15 protein-coding genes and 2 riboswitches are annotated in these 18,079 nt (G+C 70.9%); of the genes, 9 read left to right on the top strand and 6 right to left on the bottom strand.

The window, feature by feature from the left end:
* The first annotated feature begins 53 nt into the window (after positions 1-53).
* Entirely contained in the window at positions 54-974 is a 921-nt protein-coding gene (locus DEI99_RS04430) for a LysR substrate-binding domain-containing protein (RefSeq protein ID WP_111041083.1), read from the top strand.
* Positions 975-981: 7 nt separating this feature from the next.
* On the opposite strand, the gene DEI99_RS04435 is transcribed toward DEI99_RS04430, so the two are convergent.
* The 4 genes from DEI99_RS04435 to DEI99_RS04450 all read right to left on the bottom strand — a co-directional run bounded on the left by DEI99_RS04435 (position 982) and on the right by DEI99_RS04450 (position 3,079).
* Positions 982-1,236: a hypothetical protein gene (locus DEI99_RS04435; RefSeq protein WP_111041084.1), complete on the bottom strand. Its 255-nt coding sequence runs from the start codon at positions 1,234-1,236 to the stop codon at positions 982-984.
* 22 nt (positions 1,237-1,258) lie between these two features.
* Positions 1,259-1,741: an FBP domain-containing protein gene (locus tag DEI99_RS04440; protein ID WP_181434372.1), complete on the bottom strand. Its 483-nt coding sequence runs from the start codon at positions 1,739-1,741 to the stop codon at positions 1,259-1,261.
* Positions 1,742-1,953: 212 nt separating this feature from the next.
* Positions 1,954-2,691 (bottom strand): M56 family metallopeptidase, encoded by a 738-nt coding sequence (locus tag DEI99_RS04445; protein WP_111041086.1) that lies wholly within the window; start codon positions 2,689-2,691, stop codon positions 1,954-1,956.
* A gap of 13 nt (positions 2,692-2,704) precedes the next feature.
* A complete protein-coding gene (locus DEI99_RS04450) occupies positions 2,705-3,079 on the bottom strand; it encodes a BlaI/MecI/CopY family transcriptional regulator (RefSeq protein ID WP_071263450.1) in 375 nt (124 codons plus the stop codon).
* 97 nt (positions 3,080-3,176) lie between these two features.
* Positions 3,177-3,297, top strand: a riboswitch (glycine riboswitch).
* Positions 3,298-3,399, top strand: a riboswitch (glycine riboswitch). It abuts the riboswitch before it with no gap.
* 70 nt (positions 3,400-3,469) lie between these two features.
* Here DEI99_RS04450 and gcvT point away from each other — a divergent pair.
* The 8 genes from gcvT to DEI99_RS04490 all read left to right on the top strand — a co-directional run bounded on the left by gcvT (position 3,470) and on the right by DEI99_RS04490 (position 14,280).
* Positions 3,470-4,594, top strand: coding sequence for a glycine cleavage system aminomethyltransferase GcvT (gcvT, locus tag DEI99_RS04455; protein WP_111041087.1), 1,125 nt, complete (start codon positions 3,470-3,472; stop codon positions 4,592-4,594).
* Between the two features lie 4 nt (positions 4,595-4,598).
* Positions 4,599-4,976 carry a glycine cleavage system protein GcvH gene (gene gcvH, locus DEI99_RS04460; protein ID WP_071263446.1) on the top strand — a complete coding sequence of 126 codons (378 nt, stop codon included), beginning with the start codon at positions 4,599-4,601 and terminating at the stop codon, positions 4,974-4,976.
* Complete coding sequence (gene gcvP, locus DEI99_RS04465; protein ID WP_111041088.1) at positions 4,973-7,894, top strand: aminomethyl-transferring glycine dehydrogenase; 2,922 nt, start codon at positions 4,973-4,975, stop codon at positions 7,892-7,894. Before gcvH ends, gcvP begins: the two co-directional genes overlap by 4 nt.
* Before the next feature lie 362 nt (positions 7,895-8,256).
* Entirely contained in the window at positions 8,257-9,879 is a 1,623-nt protein-coding gene (locus DEI99_RS04470) for a peptide ABC transporter substrate-binding protein (protein ID WP_111041089.1), read from the top strand.
* Positions 9,880-10,105: 226 nt separating this feature from the next.
* Positions 10,106-11,035 (top strand): ABC transporter permease, encoded by a 930-nt coding sequence (locus DEI99_RS04475; RefSeq protein WP_111041090.1) that lies wholly within the window; start codon positions 10,106-10,108, stop codon positions 11,033-11,035.
* A complete protein-coding gene (locus DEI99_RS04480; protein ID WP_111041091.1) occupies positions 11,025-11,975 on the top strand; it encodes an ABC transporter permease in 951 nt (316 codons plus the stop codon). Before DEI99_RS04475 ends, DEI99_RS04480 begins: the two co-directional genes overlap by 11 nt.
* On the top strand, positions 11,972-13,714 hold the full coding sequence (locus DEI99_RS04485; RefSeq protein ID WP_111041092.1) for a dipeptide ABC transporter ATP-binding protein: 1,743 nt from the start codon (positions 11,972-11,974) through the stop codon (positions 13,712-13,714). The genes DEI99_RS04480 and DEI99_RS04485 overlap by 4 nt, the downstream gene beginning before the upstream one ends.
* A gap of 62 nt (positions 13,715-13,776) precedes the next feature.
* Positions 13,777-14,280, top strand: a complete 504-nt coding sequence (locus tag DEI99_RS04490; RefSeq protein ID WP_111041093.1) for a PH domain-containing protein — start codon at positions 13,777-13,779, stop codon at positions 14,278-14,280.
* A 720-nt stretch (positions 14,281-15,000) separates the two neighbouring features.
* On the opposite strand, the gene DEI99_RS04495 is transcribed toward DEI99_RS04490, so the two are convergent.
* On the bottom strand, positions 15,001-17,145 hold the full coding sequence (locus DEI99_RS04495) for an ABC transporter ATP-binding protein (protein ID WP_071263404.1): 2,145 nt from the start codon (positions 17,143-17,145) through the stop codon (positions 15,001-15,003).
* The gene (locus DEI99_RS04500) at positions 17,138-18,076 is read right to left on the bottom strand and encodes an ABC transporter permease (RefSeq protein ID WP_111041094.1); all 939 of its coding nucleotides are present in this window, start codon (positions 18,074-18,076) and stop codon (positions 17,138-17,140) included. The genes DEI99_RS04495 and DEI99_RS04500 overlap by 8 nt, the downstream gene beginning before the upstream one ends.
* Positions 18,077-18,079 lie beyond the last annotated feature (3 nt).

Here is an 18,079-nt window from a genome sequence, read left to right on the forward strand (position 1 = left end):
CGCACATGGAGTCACGTCCAATACTCGTTCCTTCGGATCGATACGCTGGGTGCATGGATCACGACCCGGACGTCGACCTCCGCCAGCTCCGTGCGTTCCTGGCCGTCGCCGACGAGCTGCACTTCGGGCGGGCGGCCGAGCGGCTGCACGTCGCGCAGCCGGCCCTGTCCCAGCAGATCCGCCGGACCGAGCGCGCGCTCGGCGTCGACCTGTTCGTCCGCACGAGCCGGAGCGTCGCGCTCACGGCGGCGGGCCGGGTGCTGCACGGACGGGCACGGTCGCTCGTCGAGCAGGTGCGCCGGGACCTCGACGAGACGGTCCGGGTCGGCCGCGGCGAGGCCGGGCGGCTCGACCTCGGCTTCGTCGTGTCGGCGCTGCCGCTCGGGCCGATCGAGCGGGTGCAGGCCTTCCGGGCGCGGTACCCGTCGGTGCGCGTCGAGCTGACCGAGGGCTACTCGTCGACCCTGCTCGCCCGCATCGTCCGCGGTGAACTCGACCTGGCCGTCGTGCGCGACGCCGACCCCGACCCCGCGGTCCGGCTGCTGCCGTTCCGCACCGAGGCGTTCCTGGCGGCCGTCCCGCGCGACCACCGCCTCGCCGGGCGGCCGGCGATCCGGGGGACCGAGCTCGTCGACGACCCCTTCGTGTTCTTCCCGGCCGCGGCGGGCTCGCTCGCCACCGAGCGGAACCTCGCCCCGGTCACCGCCGGGGGCCGACGGCCCGTCGTCGTGCAGGAGGCCACCACCTGGGCGACCGTCCTGCACCTGGTCGGTGCCGGCCTCGGCGTGACCGTCCTGCCGGAGAGCGCTGCGCTCGCCGCACCGGACACTGTCGCGCTGCTGCCCCTGCGGGGGAGCGAGCACCGCAGCGAGCTCTCGTGGGCGATGCGCGCCGACGACGACCGCGAGATCCTCCGCAACTTCGTCGACGCCGACCGGGCAGGAGACGCCGGGTCTCCCACTCGAGCGCAGTAGGGACGGGTCAGCCGAGCGCGAGCACCGGCGCGCGGTGGTCGCCGAGCTCGTCGACCGACCACGGTCGCGCTCCCCGCAGCGTGAGCCCGAGCTGCACGAGGACGAAGCCGACGTGCGGCTCGACGTCCGGGTCCCACGGCCCCTCGACGCCGAGGCCGAACGCCCCGAGCTCGTCGTCGGCCTCGTCGCGCAGGGTCAACCGCCAGCGGCCGTCACCGAGTTCCTCGACGACGGCCCAGCGGGCGGTGCTGAAGCGGCTCACGCGGCCACGTTGCCGATCCGGCTCAGGTCGTCTTCATGATGTCGGCGGTGAAGTTCTGCACCCGCTGGAGCAGGGCCTCGCCGCGCATCGCGATCGTCGCGGGCGGGTTGAGGTGCGGCGGTGCGGTGCGGATGAGCATCGAGCAGCCGAGGTCCTCGCAGATGTACGAGCCGATGGTGTTCCCGTTCCGGCCGGACTCGCCGGCACGTGCCGCCGAGAAGAGGCGCACCTGGGTGGCCGGCTGCGGCGAGTGGCAGAACGAGCACATCGCGGCGATGCCGGCTCGCAACGAACCGCCCGCCGAGCGGACGACGATCCCGACGGGGCGCTCGTCGATCCACGAGACGATGTAGCCGCGGCGGGCGGCCTGGGGGTCACGCCAGCCCAGGAACTCGCGTTCGTCCCAGAGCATCTCGTGCAGGCCGGGGATCGGCAGCTGTGCGAGCTCGTCAGGGGTGGCGTTCACGAACGACGATCGGATGTCGGCTTCGGTCAGTGGCTTCACGGTGCGACCACTGTATGCCTCGCCCCCGACAGCGCGCTGCTCCGGGACGGACGCGTCGGTGTGGGTGCTGACTCGGATCGCCCCCCGGTGGCGCTCGGTCGGGACGGACGCGTCGGTGTGGGTGCTGTCTCGGATCGCCCCCCGGTGGCGCTCGGTCGGGACGGACGCGTCGGTGTGGGTGTTGTCTCGGATCGCCCCCCGGTGGCGCTTGGTCAGGACAGACGGGAGGCGCGGATCGCCCCGAGCGCACCCGTCCCGTCCGCCACCAGCACCGCCCGGCGCAGGGCGTCGCGTCCGACGCGACGGGCCGCTGCGTCGTCCGCGGCGAACTCCACGAGCACGCGCGTCGAGCGCGCCATGGCGCGCGCGCCCGGCACCCACGGGACCGCACGCTCGATCGATTCCGCGACCCCGACCGCGATCGCGTGGTGCTGGGTCAGGTGGGCACGTTCGTGGGCGACCACGGCCTCCAGTTCGTCGGTGCGCAACCGGTCTGCCAGGCCGGTGCTGACGAGCACGCCACCGCTCCGACCGGGCACGGCGCACGCCAGTGCGTGGTCGGCCTCGACCACGGCGACGGGCGTGCCGTCGATCTCGCGGTGCGGGGCGACGCCGGAGCGCATCGCACGACGGACGGCCTCGTGTTCGGGGCCGGGGCGCACCCGGACCGCGACGACGAACGCGAGCACCGCGAGCACGGCGACGCCGACGTTGAAGCCGTGCGTGGGCGACCCGTCTCCGCCCACGAGTTCCGTGACCGGACGGTCCGCGACCACGACGAGCGCGATGCCGACGACGAAACCGACCACGCCGAGCAGGACGGCGACGGACCAGCACACCAGGGCGGTGCGCGGGCGGTCGATCGTCCAGGCGGACCGGGTCAGCGCCCGCGGCGCGAACACGACGACCAGCAGGGCGAGGACGACGAGCACGATGCCGGTGACGACCACGGTGCGGTGCCGGTCAGGAGCGGGCGCGGGCGTCGAGCGCGCGGCGCAGGGCCTCGAGGTCGTCGGAGGCGAGCGAGCCCGTGAAGCGCAGCAGCGCGGCCTCGCGGTCGGACGAGGCGGCGAGCGCACTCGACATGAGCGAGGCGGTCTGCTCGTCGCGGCTGTGCACGGCTCGGAAGGTCAGGGGAGCGTCGTCGTGCTGCTCCCGTTCCACCTGGCCCTTGCGGCCGAGCCGGTCGAGCACGGTGAGGACGGTGGTCAGTGCGGGCCGGGGTTCGGGGAACGCGTCGAGCACCTGGCGTGCGGTGAGCCCGGCATCGGCGGAGCGGAGCGCGTCGAGCACCGCCTGCTCCAGCTGCCCGCGGGGGCGCGATCGTTGTCCGGCCATCCCCGCATTCTACGAGATGTCGAAGGCCCGGCCCCGACACACGCCCGTAACGCGGCCTCGCTATGCTCGTCCGCGGACAACTGAACACACCGGCCGCTCATCCGTCGCGGGAGACGCCGTGCACGTGCCCCCGGGCACGCCGTGCCCTCGGGCGCGCGCACGGCACCGAAGGAGCAATCCCCCCGTCAATCTCTCAGGTCCCACACCGCAGCGGACAGGCCACTCTGAAAAGCAGACGCACGGTCGTCTCGCCCACGGTGAAAGCCGCCGGACCTCACGGGCCGCGGTGAAACTCTCAGGCCCATGACAGAGGGGGAGTTCCACCCGGCGATCGTCGCCGGGTCCTGTCGATGCCAGGAGAACTCCGCCATGAGTCCGTCCCCACTGCCAATGCCGGGTCAGCGTTCGTCGCCGCTCGAAGCCGTGCACGAGGCCGCCGGTGCCACGTTCACCGACTTCGCCGGCTACCGCATGCCCGTCCGGTACTCGTCCGACCTCGCCGAGCACCACGCGGTGCGCTCGGCCGCCGGCGTGTTCGACCTGTCGCACATGGCCGAGGTCGGGGTGACCGGCCCCGGCGCCGTCGCGTTCCTCGACCACGCGCTCGCCGGCTCCTTCGGTGCGATGCCGGTCGGCCGTGCCAAGTACTCGCTCCTGCTCGCGGACGACGGCGGGATCCTCGACGACCTCGTCGTGTACCGCACCGACACGGACGTCTTCCTCGTCGTCGCGAACGCGTCGAACCGCGACGTCGCGGTCGCGGCGCTGCAGGAGCGCAGCAGCGGGTTCGACGTCGAGGTCTCCGACGACTCCGACACCACCGCGCTCGTCGCGATCCAGGGCCCCGCCGCCGCCGGCACGCTCGACGCCCTCGTGGTCGCCGACCGCCTGCAGCCGGAGACCCCGCTCGACGAGCTCGGCTACTACCGCGCCCTGCACGCGCTGTTCGACGGCGCCGAGGTCCTCGTCGCCCGCACCGGGTACACCGGCGAGGACGGCTTCGAGCTGTACGTCGACCCGTCGGTCGCCGGCACCCTGTGGGACGCCCTGCTCGAGGCCGGCGCCGACCGCGGGGTCGTCCCCGCCGGGCTCGCCGCACGCGACACCCTGCGCCTCGAGGCCGGCATGCCGCTCTACGGGCACGAGCTCGGCACCGACGTCCGTCCGGCACAGGCCGGCCTCGGCCGGGTCGTGGCGAAGGACGGCGACTTCGTCGGTGCTGCCGGCGTCACCCCGTCCTCGGACGCCCGGGTGCTCGTCGGCCTGGTGACCGAGGGACGCCGCGCTCCCCGCGCCGGCTACGACGTCGTGCTCGACGGCACGGTCGTCGGCACCGTCACCTCCGGGGCGCTCTCACCGACCCTCGGGCACCCCGTCGCCATGGCCTACGTCGACCCGGCCGCGCTCGCCGCGGTGTCCGACGGGGGACAGGTCCTGCACATCGACGTCCGCGGTACGGCCATCCCCAGCGCCGTCACCGCGTTCCCCTTCTACCGCCGCGCCACGAAAGGCTGAAGCCATGACCGACCAGACCGCACTGCAGTACACCGCCGACCACGAGTGGCTGCTCGTCGAGGGCGACACCGTCACCGTCGGCATCACCGACCACGCCGCCGAGCAGCTGGGCGACGTCGTCTTCGTCGAACTCCCCGCCGTCGGCACGGCGACCACCGCCGGCGAGCAGATCGGCGAGATCGAGTCGACCAAGAGCGTCGGCGAGCTGTTCGCACCGATCGAGGGCGAGGTCGTCGCGATCAACGACGCCGTCGTCGACGCCCCGGACACCGTCAACCACGACCCGTTCGGCACCGGCTGGCTCGTGAAGATCAAGGTCGAGGGCACGTCCTTCCCCGAGGACCTCATGGACCACGACGCGTACCGGGCCTCCATCGCATGACCGCGTCCGAGAACCTCCAGACGTCCTTCGCCGACCGCCACATCGGTACCACCCCGGCCGACCAGCAGACCATGCTCGAGGCAGTCGGGCAGTCCTCGCTCGACGCCCTGGTCCGGGCCGCGATCCCGGAGTCGATCCACGTCGGTCCGGTCACCGACTCGGTGATCCCGGCCGCCGTCGGCGAGACCGAGGCGCTCGCCGAGCTCCGCGCGAAGGCCGGCCGCAACACGGTCCGCCGCGCCATGATCGGCCTCGGCTACCACGGCACGCACACCCCCGCGGTGATCCAGCGCAACGTGCTCGAGAACCCGAGCTGGTACACGGCCTACACGCCCTACCAGCCCGAGATCTCGCAGGGCCGGCTCGAGGCGCTCATCAACTTCCAGACCATGGTGTCGGACCTGACCGGCATGGCCACCGCCGGCGCCTCGATGCTCGACGAGGGCACCGCCGTGGTCGAGGGCATGCTCCTCGCCCGCCGCGCCTCGAAGGTCAAGGGCGACGCGTTCCTCGTCGACGCCGACCTGCTGCCGCAGACCCGCGCGCTGCTCGACCACCGCGCGGACGCCGTCGGCATCGAGCTCCGCACCTTCGCGGTCGACGCCGGCCCGTCCGACGAGCAGCTCGACGGTGCCTTCGGTGTCATCGTGCAGTACCCGGGTGCCTCCGGCCGCGTCGTCGACCCCTCGTCGGTGATCGAACGCGTCCACGCCGGTGGCGGCATCGCCGTCGTCGCCGCCGACCTGCTCGCGATGACGCTGCTCGCCAGCCCCGGCGACCTCGGCGCCGACGTCGCCGTCGGCACGAGCCAGCGCTTCGGCGTCCCGCTCGGCTTCGGCGGCCCGCACGCCGGGTACCTCGCCGTGCGCGCCGGGCTCGAGCGCCAGCTGCCCGGTCGCCTGGTCGGGGTGTCCTTCGACGCCGACGGCGCGATGGCCTACCGCCTCAGCCTGCAGACCCGCGAGCAGCACATCCGTCGCGAGAAGGCGACGAGCAACATCTGCACCGCGCAGGTCCTGCTCGCCGTGATGGCCTCGATGTACGCGGTCTACCACGGGCCCGAGGGGCTGCGCTTCATCGCGCACCGCGTCGCCCGTACGACGTCCGCGCTCGCCGCGGTCGCCCGTGACGCCGGCGTGCAGGTCGTGCACGACGCCTTCTTCGACACGCTGACCCTGCGTGCCGACGGCCGCGCCGAAGCGATCGTCGCCGACGCCCAGCGTGCCGGCTACCTGCTGCACGTGGTGGACGCCGACACGTTCCAGCTGTCCGTCGACGAGACGACCACGCCGGACGACGTCGTCGCCCTCGCCGGTGTGTTCGGGGCGGTGGACGTGACCGTCCCCGCGACCGAGACCGCCGTGCGCGACGCGGCCACGGGCCTCCCGACCGGGCTGGAGCGCGCGAGCGAGTACCTGACGCACCCGGTGTTCAGCGCGCACCGCAGCGAGACCCGCATGATGCGGTACCTCAAGCACCTGGCGGACAAGGACTACGCGCTCGACCGCGGCATGATCCCGCTCGGCAGCTGCACGATGAAGCTCAACGCGGCGACCGAGATGGCCGCCGTGACCTGGCCGGAGTTCGCGAACATCCACCCGTTCGCACCGCGTGAGGACGTCGAGGGGTACCTCGACATGATCGGCGACCTCGAGTCCTGGCTCGCCGAGGTCACCGGGTACGACACCGTGTCGCTGCAGCCGAACGCCGGCAGCCAGGGCGAACTCGCCGGCCTCCTCGCCATCCGCGGGTACCACCTGGCGAACGGCGACACCGACCGCACCGTCTGCCTCATCCCGTCGAGCGCGCACGGCACGAACGCCGCGTCCGCCGTCCTCGCCGGCATGAAGGTCGTCGTGGTCGCGTGCGACGAGAACGGCAACGTCGACCTCGAGGACCTGCGCGCGAAGACCGCGCAGCACGGGGAGCAGCTCGCGGCGCTCATGATCACGTACCCGTCGACGCACGGCGTGTACGAGCACGACGTCCGCGAGGTCTGCGACGCCGTGCACGACGCCGGCGGCCAGGTGTACGTCGACGGTGCGAACCTCAACGCCCTGCTCGGGCACGCGCGGTTCGGCGACTTCGGCGGCGACGTGTCGCACCTCAACCTGCACAAGACCTTCTGCATCCCGCACGGCGGCGGCGGGCCCGGTGTCGGTCCGGTCGCAGCGAAGGCGCACCTCGCGCCGTACCTGCCGGGGCACCCGTTCGCGCAGCAGGCCGACCGGCGGCCCGGCTCGACCGGAGCCGAGGCCGACGACCGCCTGGCACACGCCGGCGGCCCGGTCAGCGCGGCGCCCTACGGCAGCCCGAGCATCCTGCCCATCACCTGGACCTACGTGCGGATGATGGGACTCGAGGGGCTCACCCGTGCGACCGAGGCGGCCGTGCTCGGGGCGAACTACGTCGCGGCCCGGCTGCGCGACGCGTTCCCCGTGCTCTACACGGGCGAGAACGGGCTCGTGGCGCACGAGTGCATCCTCGACCTGCGTCCGCTGCGCGACACCACGGGCATCACGGTGGACGACGTCGCCAAGCGGCTCGTCGACTACGGCTTCCACGCCCCGACGATGTCGTTCCCGGTGGCGGGCACGCTCATGGTCGAGCCCACGGAGAGCGAGGACCTCGCCGAGCTCGACCGCTTCGTCGACGCGATGCTCGCCATCCGGGCCGAGGCCGCTGCCGTGGAGCGCGGCGAGTGGCCGGCGGACGACAACCCGCTCGTGCACGCCCCGCACACGGCGTCGTCGGTCATCTCGGGGGAGTGGGCTCACGCCTACACCCGCGAGCAGGCCGTCTACCCGCTGCCCGGCATCAGCGGACGGAAGTACTGGCCGCCGGTGCGACGCATCGACCAGGCCTACGGTGACCGCAACCTGGTGTGCGCCTGCCCGCCGATCGAGGCCTTCGCCTGACCGGTGTCGCCTGACCGTGTCGTGCCCCGTCCGGACCACTCCGGGCGGGGCACGACCGCGTCCGGGGGAGTACGGTCGGGGCTGGCCGACTCCCCGCCCGTGGGCCGTTCCCGGACAGGTGTCGCTTGCACAAGGTGGTGCTCGAGCGCAACGATGTCGATGCAGATGCAACAAAGTCGCGGTTGCTCCCGGCGGGCGCGCGAATCTTGCATCCTCCCGCAACGATCGTGCAAGTTGGTTACCGGCTTGTAACCGATCGCCCCAGGGTTTGGAGGGTCCTCCCGTCCTTGCCTACAGTGCAAGGGTCAAACGCGCCGGGCGACACCGCTGTGCCCTGCGCGTCCCATGCACCAGGAGGAACCTTGATCAAGAAGCGCGCCGGGCTCGCAGCCCTCGCCGTGCTCGGGGCCACAGCACTCGCCCTGACCGCCTGCTCCAGCAACAACAACGGGGGTGGCTCCGGTGCGGCGAACGCGTCGGGCATCGTCACCACCAACGGCAGCGAGCCGCAGAACCCGCTCATCCCGTCGAACACCACCGAGACCGGTGGCGGCAAGATCATCGACTCGCTCTTCGAGGGCCTCGTCTCGTACGACGCCGACGGCAAGCCGGTCAACGAGGTCGCGAAGAGCATCGACACCGATGACTCGAAGACCTTCGACATCACGCTGAACACGAACTACACGTTCACGAACGGCGAGAAGGTCACCGCGGAGTCCTTCACGAAGGCGTGGGACTGGGCTGCTCAGTACTCGAACAAGCAGAGCGCGAGCTACTTCTTCGAGAACATCGAGGGCTTCAACGCCGAGAAGGACTCGGAGCTCACCGGCCTCAAGGTCGTGGACGACGACGAGTTCACCGTCACGCTGAAGTCGGCGCAGTCGGACTTCCCGCTGTCGCTCGGCTACTCGGCCTTCGTGCCGCTGCCCTCGGCCTTCTACGACGACACGAAAGCCTTCGGTGAGAACCCGATCGGCAACGGCCCGTACAAGCTCGACGGCAAGTCCGCCTGGACCCACAACCAGGCGATCAAGCTGGTCGCCAACAAGGACTACGAGGGCAAGCGCAAGCCGAAGAACGGTGGTCTGACGATCACGTTCTACACCTCGCAGGACACCGCCTACGCCGACGCGCAGGGCGGCAACCTCGACGTCCTCGACGCCGTGCCGGACAGCGCCTTCCAGACGTACAAGTCCGACTTCCCGGACTCGAACGTCAACCAGCCGGCCGCGATCTTCCAGGGCATCTACCTGCCCTACTACCTCGACCACTGGAAGGGCGAGGAGGGCAAGCTCCGTCGCGAGGCCGTCTCGATGGCCATCAACCGCAAGGAGATCACCGACAAGATCTTCGACGGCACCCGCACCCCGGCCAAGGACTTCACGTCGCCGGTCATCGCCGGCTGGAACGGCGACCTCGAGGGCTCGGACGTCCTGGACTACAACGCCGACGAGGCGAAGAAGCTCTGGAAGCAGGCCGACGAGATCTCGCCGTACAACGACACCCTCACCATTTCGTACAACGCCGATGGTGGCCACCAGGCGTGGGTGACCGCGGTCACGAACTCGATCGCGAGCACGCTCGACATCAAGGCCGAGGGCAACGCGATCCCGACGTTCCAGGAAGCCCTGGACATCCAGACGAACGACAAGCTCAAGGGCGGCAGCCGCACCGGTTGGCAGGCGGACTACCCGTCGCTGTACAACTTCCTCGGCCCGACCATGGGTGAGGGCTCGTCGAGCAACTACGCGCGCTACGACTCCAAGGAGTACAACGAGCTGCTCGCCAAGGGCCGTTCGTCCGCGACCGTCGAAGAGGGCAACAAGGTCTTCGACCAGGCTCAGGAGCTCCTGTTCCAGGACCTGCCGGAGATCCCGCTCTGGTACTCCAACGTGACCGGTGTCTGGAACGCCGACAACGTGTCGAACGTCAAGTTCGGCTGGAACTCGGTGCCGCTGTACTACGACATCGAGGTCAAGAACTGATCTAGGTCTCCTCGAGACCGAACGCGGAGCAGGTATCCTGCTCCGCGACCACCGGACGGGGGTTCGGGGACCACACCGGTCTCCGAGCCCCCGTACCTCGGCGGCAACACCTTCCCCCACAACGCGGGCGCCGTCGCCCGCACCGGACACCCGTGCCGACCCTCGGACCGTCCACCCCACACGACATGAACCTGATCGACATCGCTCCGGACCGGGCAGGGATCTGATGCTCTGGTACCTCGGCAAGCGCCTCCTGCAACTCATCCCCGTGTTCTTCGGGGCCACGTTCCTCATCTACTTCATGGTCTTCTCGCTGCCCGGCGACCCGATCGCCGCGCTGTTCGGCGACCGACAGCCGTCGCCGCAGGTGATCGAGCAGCTGCGCCAGCAGTACAACCTCGACAAGCCCTTCCTGGTGCAGTACCTGCTCTGGATCGGCGGCGTGTTCCGCGGTGACCTCGGCCTGACGTACTCGGGTCTTCCGGTCAGCTCGCAGCTCGCCCAGGCGTTCCCGATCACCGCGCGCCTCGCGATCCTCGCGCTCGTCTTCGAGTCGGTCGCCGGCATCGTCGTCGGTATCATCGCCGGCCTCCGCAAGGGCAAGCTGTTCGACGCCACCGCGCTCGTCGTGAGCCTGCTGCTCATCTCGGTGCCGACCTTCGTCGTCGGCTTCCTGCTGCAGTACGTGCTCGGCATCAACCTCGGCCTGTTCCGCGTGACCGTGTCCGGTGACGCACCGTGGTCCGAGCTCGTCCTGCCCGCGATCGTCCTGGCGTCGGTGTCCTTCGCGTACATCGTCCGCCTGACCCGTGCGAGCGTCGCCGAGAACACGAGTGCCGACTTCGTCCGCACCGCGACGGCCAAGGGCCTGCCGCGGCGACGGGTGATCGGGGTGCACATCTTCCGCAACTCGCTCATCCCCGTGGTGACCTACCTCGGCGTCGACATCGGCAGCCTGATGGTCGGTGCGGTCGTCACCGAGGGCATCTTCAACATCAACGGTGTCGGCGGCACGGTCTTCCGCGCCGTCAAGCTCGGCGAGGGCCCCACGGTCGTGTCGTTCGTCGCCGTGATGGTCATCATCTTCATGCTCGCCAACCTCCTGGTCGACCTGCTCTACGCCGTCCTGGACCCGAGGATCCGCTATGCCAAGTAACGCCGCACCCCGTTCGGCGACGCACTACGTCGCCCCGATCGAGGAGACCCCGCTCCAGGCGGTCGACCAGGTCAACGAGGACGAGAAGACCCGCTCCACCTGGACCGACGCGTGGGACGCGATGCGCACCCGACCGATGTTCTGGGTGTCCGCGATCCTCATCCTGCTCGTCCTCGTCGTGGCGGTCTTCCCCGGGCTGTTCACGCACGTCGACCCGCGCGCCGCGACCCTGGCGAAGAGCAACGAGGGCCCGGAGCCCGGGCACATCCTCGGCTACAACCGCCAGGGCTACGACGTGTTCTCGCGCACCATCTGGGGCGCCCGGAACTCGGTCATCGTCGGTCTCGTCGCGACGCTGCTGGTCTCGATCGTCGGCATCGTCGTCGGTGCCATCGCCGGTTTCTACGGCGGTTGGATCGACACGATCGTGTCCCGCATCGCGGACATCTTCTTCTCGATCCCGACCATCCTCGGCGCGATCGTCATCATGTCGGTGATCCCGGCCCGGAACGCCATCACGGTGGCCCTGGTGCTCGCGGCGTTCGCCTGGCCGCAGATCGCCCGCATCATGCGCGGTGCCGTGCTCAGTGCGAAGCAGTCCGACTACGTGATGGCCTCGGCCGCGCTCGGCGTCGGCCGGTTCACCACGCTCGTCCGCCACGTCATCCCGAACGCACTCGCGCCGGTCATCGTCGTCGCGACCGTCTCGCTCGGCACGTTCATCGTGGCCGAGGCGACCCTGTCGTTCCTCGGCATCGGCCTGCCCGACTCCGCGCTCAGCTGGGGCCTCGACATCGGCACCGCGCAGACGTCCATCCGCACGACGCCGTCGACGATCTTCTGGCCGTCGGCCGCCCTGTCCATCACCGTGCTCGCGTTCCTGCTCCTCGGCGACGTGGTCCGCGACGCACTCGACCCGAAGGCGAGGGCCCGTCGATGACCGGAACGCTCACCGATCCCAACACCCGGCGCGCCGGCGCCGAGGGCGCTCCGCTCCTCGAGATCACCGACCTGCAGGTCGGCTTCCGGACCCAGAGCGGACTCGTCCAGGCCGTCCGCGGCGTCAACCTCACCCTCGAGCAGGGCGAGCGCCTCGCCGTCGTCGGCGAGTCCGGCTCGGGCAAGTCGACCAGCGCCCAGGCGATCATCAAGCTCCTGCCCGGCACCGGCCAGGTGACCGGCGGGTCGATCAAGTTCAACGGGCGCGAGCTCGTCGGGCTGAGCGACAAGGAGATGTCGGAGATCCGCGGGAAGGAGATCGGCTACGTCCCGCAGGACCCGATGTCGAACCTCAACCCGCTGTGGTCGATCGGCTTCCAGGTGGAAGAGGCCATCCGCGCCAACGGGCAGGCCACCGGCAAGAAGGCCGTCCGGGAGCGTGCCATCGAGGTCCTGAAGGAGGCGGGCCTCGGCGACGCCGCGAACCGCCTCAAGCAGTACCCGCACGAGTTCTCCGGCGGCATGCGGCAGCGCGTGCTCATCGGCATCGGTCTGTCGAGCCGCCCGCAGCTGCTCATCGCCGACGAGCCGACGAGTGCGCTCGACGTCACCGTGCAGCGCGTCATCCTCGACCACCTCGAGACCCTGACGCGCGACTACGGCACGAGCGTGCTGTTCATCACGCACGACCTCGGCCTCGCCGCCGAGCGCGCCGAGAAGCTCGTCGTGATGTACAAGGGCCAGGTCGTCGAGGCGGGTCCCTCCAAGGAGATCCTCGCCAACCCGCAGCACCCGTACACGCAGCGCCTGGTCGCGGCGGCCCCGTCGCTGGCCAGCCGTCGCATCCAGTCGAAGGTGCAGCACGAGCAGATCTCGATCGCCGACGTCGGCAGCGACGACGCCGAGCTCATCGCCCGGGCACAGGAGCGCGAGCACCGCCCGGCCGAGGACCTCATCGTGGTCAAGAACCTGCAGAAGGTCTACAAGCTGCGCGGCAAGAACCTCGCGTCGCGCGAGCTGAAGGCCGTCGACGACGTGTCGTTCGCGATCCCGAAGGGCACCACCACGGCGCTCGTCGGCGAGTCGGGTTCGGGCAAGTCGACCGTGGCGAAGCTCGTCCTGCAGCTCGAGAGCATCACGAGCGGCACCGTGCAGTTCGACGGCACCGACATCGGCGCGCTGAAGGGCAAGGCGCTCTTCGACTTCCGTCGACGCGTGCAGCCCGTCTTCCAGGACCCGTACGGCTCGCTGGACCCGATGTACAACGTCGGGAACACGATCGCCGAGCCGCTGTCCACGCACAAGGTCGGCGACAAGGCGTCCCGCCGCGCGCGGGTGCTCGAGCTGCTCGACCAGGTCGCCCTGCCGAAGTCGATGGTGAACCGCTACCCGAACGAGCTCTCGGGCGGACAGCGGCAGCGCATCGCCGTCGCCCGTGCGCTCGCGCTGAAGCCCGACGTCATCGTCCTCGACGAGGCCGTCTCCGCGCTCGACGTGCTCGTGCAGGGGCAGATCCTCGACCTGCTCACCGAACTGCAGACCGAGCTCGGGCTGACGTACCTGTTCATCACGCACGACCTCGCGGTCGTCCGCCTCGTCGCGGACAACGTGTGCGTCATGCGCCGTGGACAGATCGTCGAGAAGGCGACGACCGACGAGGTCTTCGCCGACCCGAAGGAGCAGTACACGAAGGACCTCCTGGCCGCCATCCCCGGCGCCGGGTTCGAGTTCGGACGCTGATCCACCTGGACACCAACGAGGCCGGTCGCCCCGTCACCCTGCGCAGTGGTCGCGGGGGAGCGGTGGCGTCCGGCCTCGTCGCCGTCCTGGGCGCCTTCCTGCTCGTCGACGCGGGCGTCCGCGGCAGCTGGGACGTCGTGCTCCGTGCGCTCGGACCGATCGTCGTCCTCGTCTGGGTCCTCTGGGTCCTGACGTACCGGCCGCACATCCGCATCGACGACGCGGCCGTCACGGTCGTCAACCCGCTCCGGCGCACGGTGGTGCCGTGGGCGGCGGTCGCCGACGTGCGGCTCCGCTGGCAGATCGTCGTCGAGACGACCTCCGGCCGTCGCGTGCAGTGCTGGGGCGGGCCGTCGCTGCCCCGGCCGAAGCCGGCGAAGCGCGGCGAACGCGCCGTGCTCCGACAGCCCGACGAGATGACCGTCCTGCTCGACCGCTGGTCTGAGCGGCGCGCCGCCGCCGCCGGCGACGTGGTCCGCGGCTGGGACCGCCCTGCGCTCGTGGCCGGCGCCGTCGCGCTGGCCCTGCTGGTGGTCTCGCTGCTCGCCGTGACCCTCGGCAGCTGAGGCGCTCGCCTCCGCGACCACGGACGGACGGGAGGCCCGGTGCCAGCTGGCACCGGGCCTCCCGTCCGTCGCTCGCGCGCGTCCACTGCCCCGCTTCGTGAGCAGGAGGTGTCGGGTGCGCGGCCCGGACCCGACCGTTTCTGCTCAGCATCCGGCGTGATGAACTGGAGGCGGGCCTCCCGTCCGGTGCCGCGTGTGCGGTTCCGCTTCGTGAGCAGGAGGTGTCGGGTGCGCGGCCCGGACCCGGCCGTTTCTGCTCAGCATCCGACGTGGCGGACGGGAGGCGGGCCTCCCGTCCGGTGCCGCGTGTGCGGTCCCGCTTCGTGAGCAGGAGGTGTCGGGTGCGCTGCCCGGACCCGACCTTTTCTGCTCAGCATCCGACGCGGCGGACGGGAGGCGGGCCTCCCGGCCGGTGCCGTGTGTGCGGTCCCGCTTCGTGAGCAGGAGGTGTCGGATGCGCGGCGCCGACCCGACGTTTTCTGCTCAGCATCCGACGCGGCGGACGGGAGGCGGGCCTCCCGGCCGGTGCCGCGTGTGCGGTCCCGCTTCGTGAGCAGAAGATGTCGGGTGCGCGGCGCCGACCCGACGTTTTCTGCTCAGCATCCGACGCGGCGGAAGGGGGGGGGGGGGGGGGCGCCTCCCGTCCGGGTCCGTGCGTCCGCCGCCCCGCTTCGTGAGCAGAAGATGTCGGGTGCTCCGCCCGGGACCCTGGGCCGACGCCTAGACGACCGCGCCGACCCGCTCGGTGAGCAGGTGCTCCTGGTCGGTCTGGATGCACGCGACCCCGCGGCCGTGCACGTCCTGCAGGCGCGGGTCCACGGTGCGGCACTGCTCCTGGCGGCCCTCGTCGAGCAGCTGGTAGAGCGGGCAGCGCGTGCGGAAGCGGCAGCCGTCGATGCGTTCGGTGGGCGAGGGCAGGTCGCCCTCGAGCAGGATCCGGCCACGCGCCGCCTCGGCCGAGGGGTCCGGCACGGGCACCGCGGACAGCAGCGCACGGGTGTACGGGTGCTGCGGGTCCGAGAACACCCGGTCGCCGTCGCCGTACTCGACGATGCGGCCGAGGTACATCACGGCGACGTCGTCGGCGATGTGCCGCACAACGGACAGGTCGTGCGCGACGAACAGGTAGGACAGTCCGAGCCGGTGCTTGAGGTCCTCGAGCAGGTTGATGACGCCGGCCTGCACGGAGACGTCGAGCGCGGAGACCGGCTCGTCGAGCACGAGGATCTTCGGCTCGACGATGAGCGCCCGGGCGATGCCGATGCGCTGGCGCTGCCCGCCGGAGAACTCGTGCGGGTACCGGTCGATGTAGCTCGGTTCGAGGCCCACGAGTTCGAGGGCCTCGCGCACCCGGCGACGGATCTCGTCCTTCGCCACCCCGTGCACGGTGAGCGGTTCGCCGATCACCGAGCCGATGTCCAGGCGCGGGTCGATCGACGCCATCGGGTCCTGGAAGACGACCTGGATGTCACTGCGGAGCGATCGACGGTCGCTCTTCGACAGCGACGCGGTGTCCACCCCGTTCACCCGGATGGTGCCCTGCTGGGCACCGGCGAGCTCGAGGATCTCCATGATGGTGGTCGTCTTGCCGCAGCCGGACTCGCCGACCAGGCCGAGGACCTGACCGCGCTTCAGGGTGAGGGAGATGCCGTCCACGGCGTGCACCTCGCCGATCTGCCGGCGGAAGAGCGCGCCCTTCGTGAGCGGGAACGTCTTCACCACGTCGGTGAGCTCGAGCACGACGTCGTCGCCGTGGTCGATGGTCGACTCGGGGACGTCCTCGGGGCGGGGGAAGATCTCCGAGCGCTCGAGGGTGCCGGCGGCGATCTCGTCGCGCCGGATGCACGCGGCGGTGTGCTCGTCGAGCAGGGTGCCGTTGCCGATCGTCGGCACGGCGCCGGTGAGCACCGGGTTGTCGCCGCTCTGCGGGACGGTCGGGGCGACCAGTGCCGGCTCGCCCTCGCGGCAGGCGTCGAGGACGGCGGGGCAGCGGTCGGCGAAGGGGCAACCGGTCGGCTTCGCGGTGAGCAGCGGCGGCCGGCCCTCGAGGGGGACGAGCCGTTCGGTGCGCGCCGCGGTCATGTTCGGCATCGAGCGGAGCAGCCCGATCGTGTACGGCATCACCGGCTCGCGGAACAGCGGCTCGACCGGGGCGGTCTCGACGATCCGGCCCGCGTACATCACGGCGACGCGGTCCGCGTTGCCGGCGACGACGCCGAGGTCGTGCGTGATGAGGACGACGGCGGCGCCGGTCATGTCCTTCGCGGTCTGCAGGACGTCGAGGACCTGTGCCTGGATCGTCACGTCGAGGGCGGTCGTCGGCTCGTCGGCGATGATGAGCTTCGGGTCGTTCGCGATGGCGATCGCGATCATCGCCCGCTGGCGCATGCCGCCGGAGAACTCGTGCGGGAACGCGTCGAGCCGGCGGGCCGGGTTCGGGATGCCGACGACGCGGAGCAGCTCCTCGGCGCGCACGCGTGCGGCGTGCTGCGTGAGGGCGCGGTCGTGCAGACGGAGGCCCTCGATGATCTGCTGCCCGATCGTGTACACGGGCGTCAGTGCCGAGAGCGGGTCCTGGAACACCATCGCGATGTCCCGACCGCGCAGGCGCGACAGCTCGCGGTCGTTCTGGCCGAGGAGCTCCTGGCCGTCGAAGCGGATGCTCCCGGTGACGTGGGCGGACGACGGCAGCAGCCCCATCACGGCCATCGAGGACACCGACTTGCCGGAGCCGGACTCGCCGACGATGCCGAGGAACTCCCCGGGCGCCACCGAGTAGTCGACCCCGCGGACGGCGTAGACGGGCTTCGTCTTCGGGTTGAACGTGACCGAGAGATCGGAGACGGTCAGCAGCGGCTCAGTCACGGTTGGCTCCGGAGGTCGGGTCGATGGCGTCGCGCAGGGCGTCGCCGAGCAGGCTGGTCGAGAGCACGGTCGCGACGAGGGTCGCGGCGGGCAGGACGAAGAGCCACGGGCGGGTGACGGCGGACTGGCTGCCGGCGGCGAGGAGCGTGCCGAGGGACACGTCCGGCACCTGGATGCCGAAGCCGAAGAAGCTCAGCGAGCTCTCCGCCAGGATCATCGCGCCGACGCCGAGCGTGGCGTCGATGATGAGCAGCGACGCGACGTTCGGCAGGATGTGCCGACGGATGATCGTGAACGAGGGCACACCCATGAACCGGGCGGCCTTCACGTAGTCGCGTTCGCGCAGGGACATCGTCTGACCACGGATCACGCGGGCCATGATCATCCAGCCGAAGATCGCCAGGCCGATGATGAGCGCCAACCAGCTGAGGTTCTTGAACACCGGGCTGAGGAGCACGAGTGCGTAGAAGGAGGGGATGACGAGCAGCAGGTCGATGCCCCAGACGAGGGCGCGGTCGATGAACCCGCCGAAGTAGCCCGCGATCGCACCGACGATGCCGGCGATGAGGGTGGCGGCCGGACCGGCGATGAGGCCGATGAGCAGCGACTTCTGCAGGCCGACCAGGGTCTGCGCGTAGATGTCCTGGCCGATGTCGTTCGTGCCGAACCAGTGCGCGGCGCTCGGCGGCATGCCGAACGCGAGCCCGTCGGAGTCGACGGCGTTCCAGTGGTACAGGGACGGGCCGACGAAGGCCCAGAGCAGGATGAGCAGCAGGGCGCCGCCGCCGATCCGCGCCCGCCAGGTGCGGAAGACCTTGCGCCAGAGCGGTGTGCGCCCGCCCGTCACCTCGATGACGTGCGCCGGCTCGCCGGCCGAGCCATCGCCGGGGTCACCGGCGGTGGTCGTGGTCGTGGGGTCGAGTACGGACATGGG

This window comes from Curtobacterium sp. MCLR17_036 (assembly GCF_003234445.2).
Taxonomy (GTDB): Bacteria; Actinomycetota; Actinomycetes; order Actinomycetales; family Microbacteriaceae; genus Curtobacterium.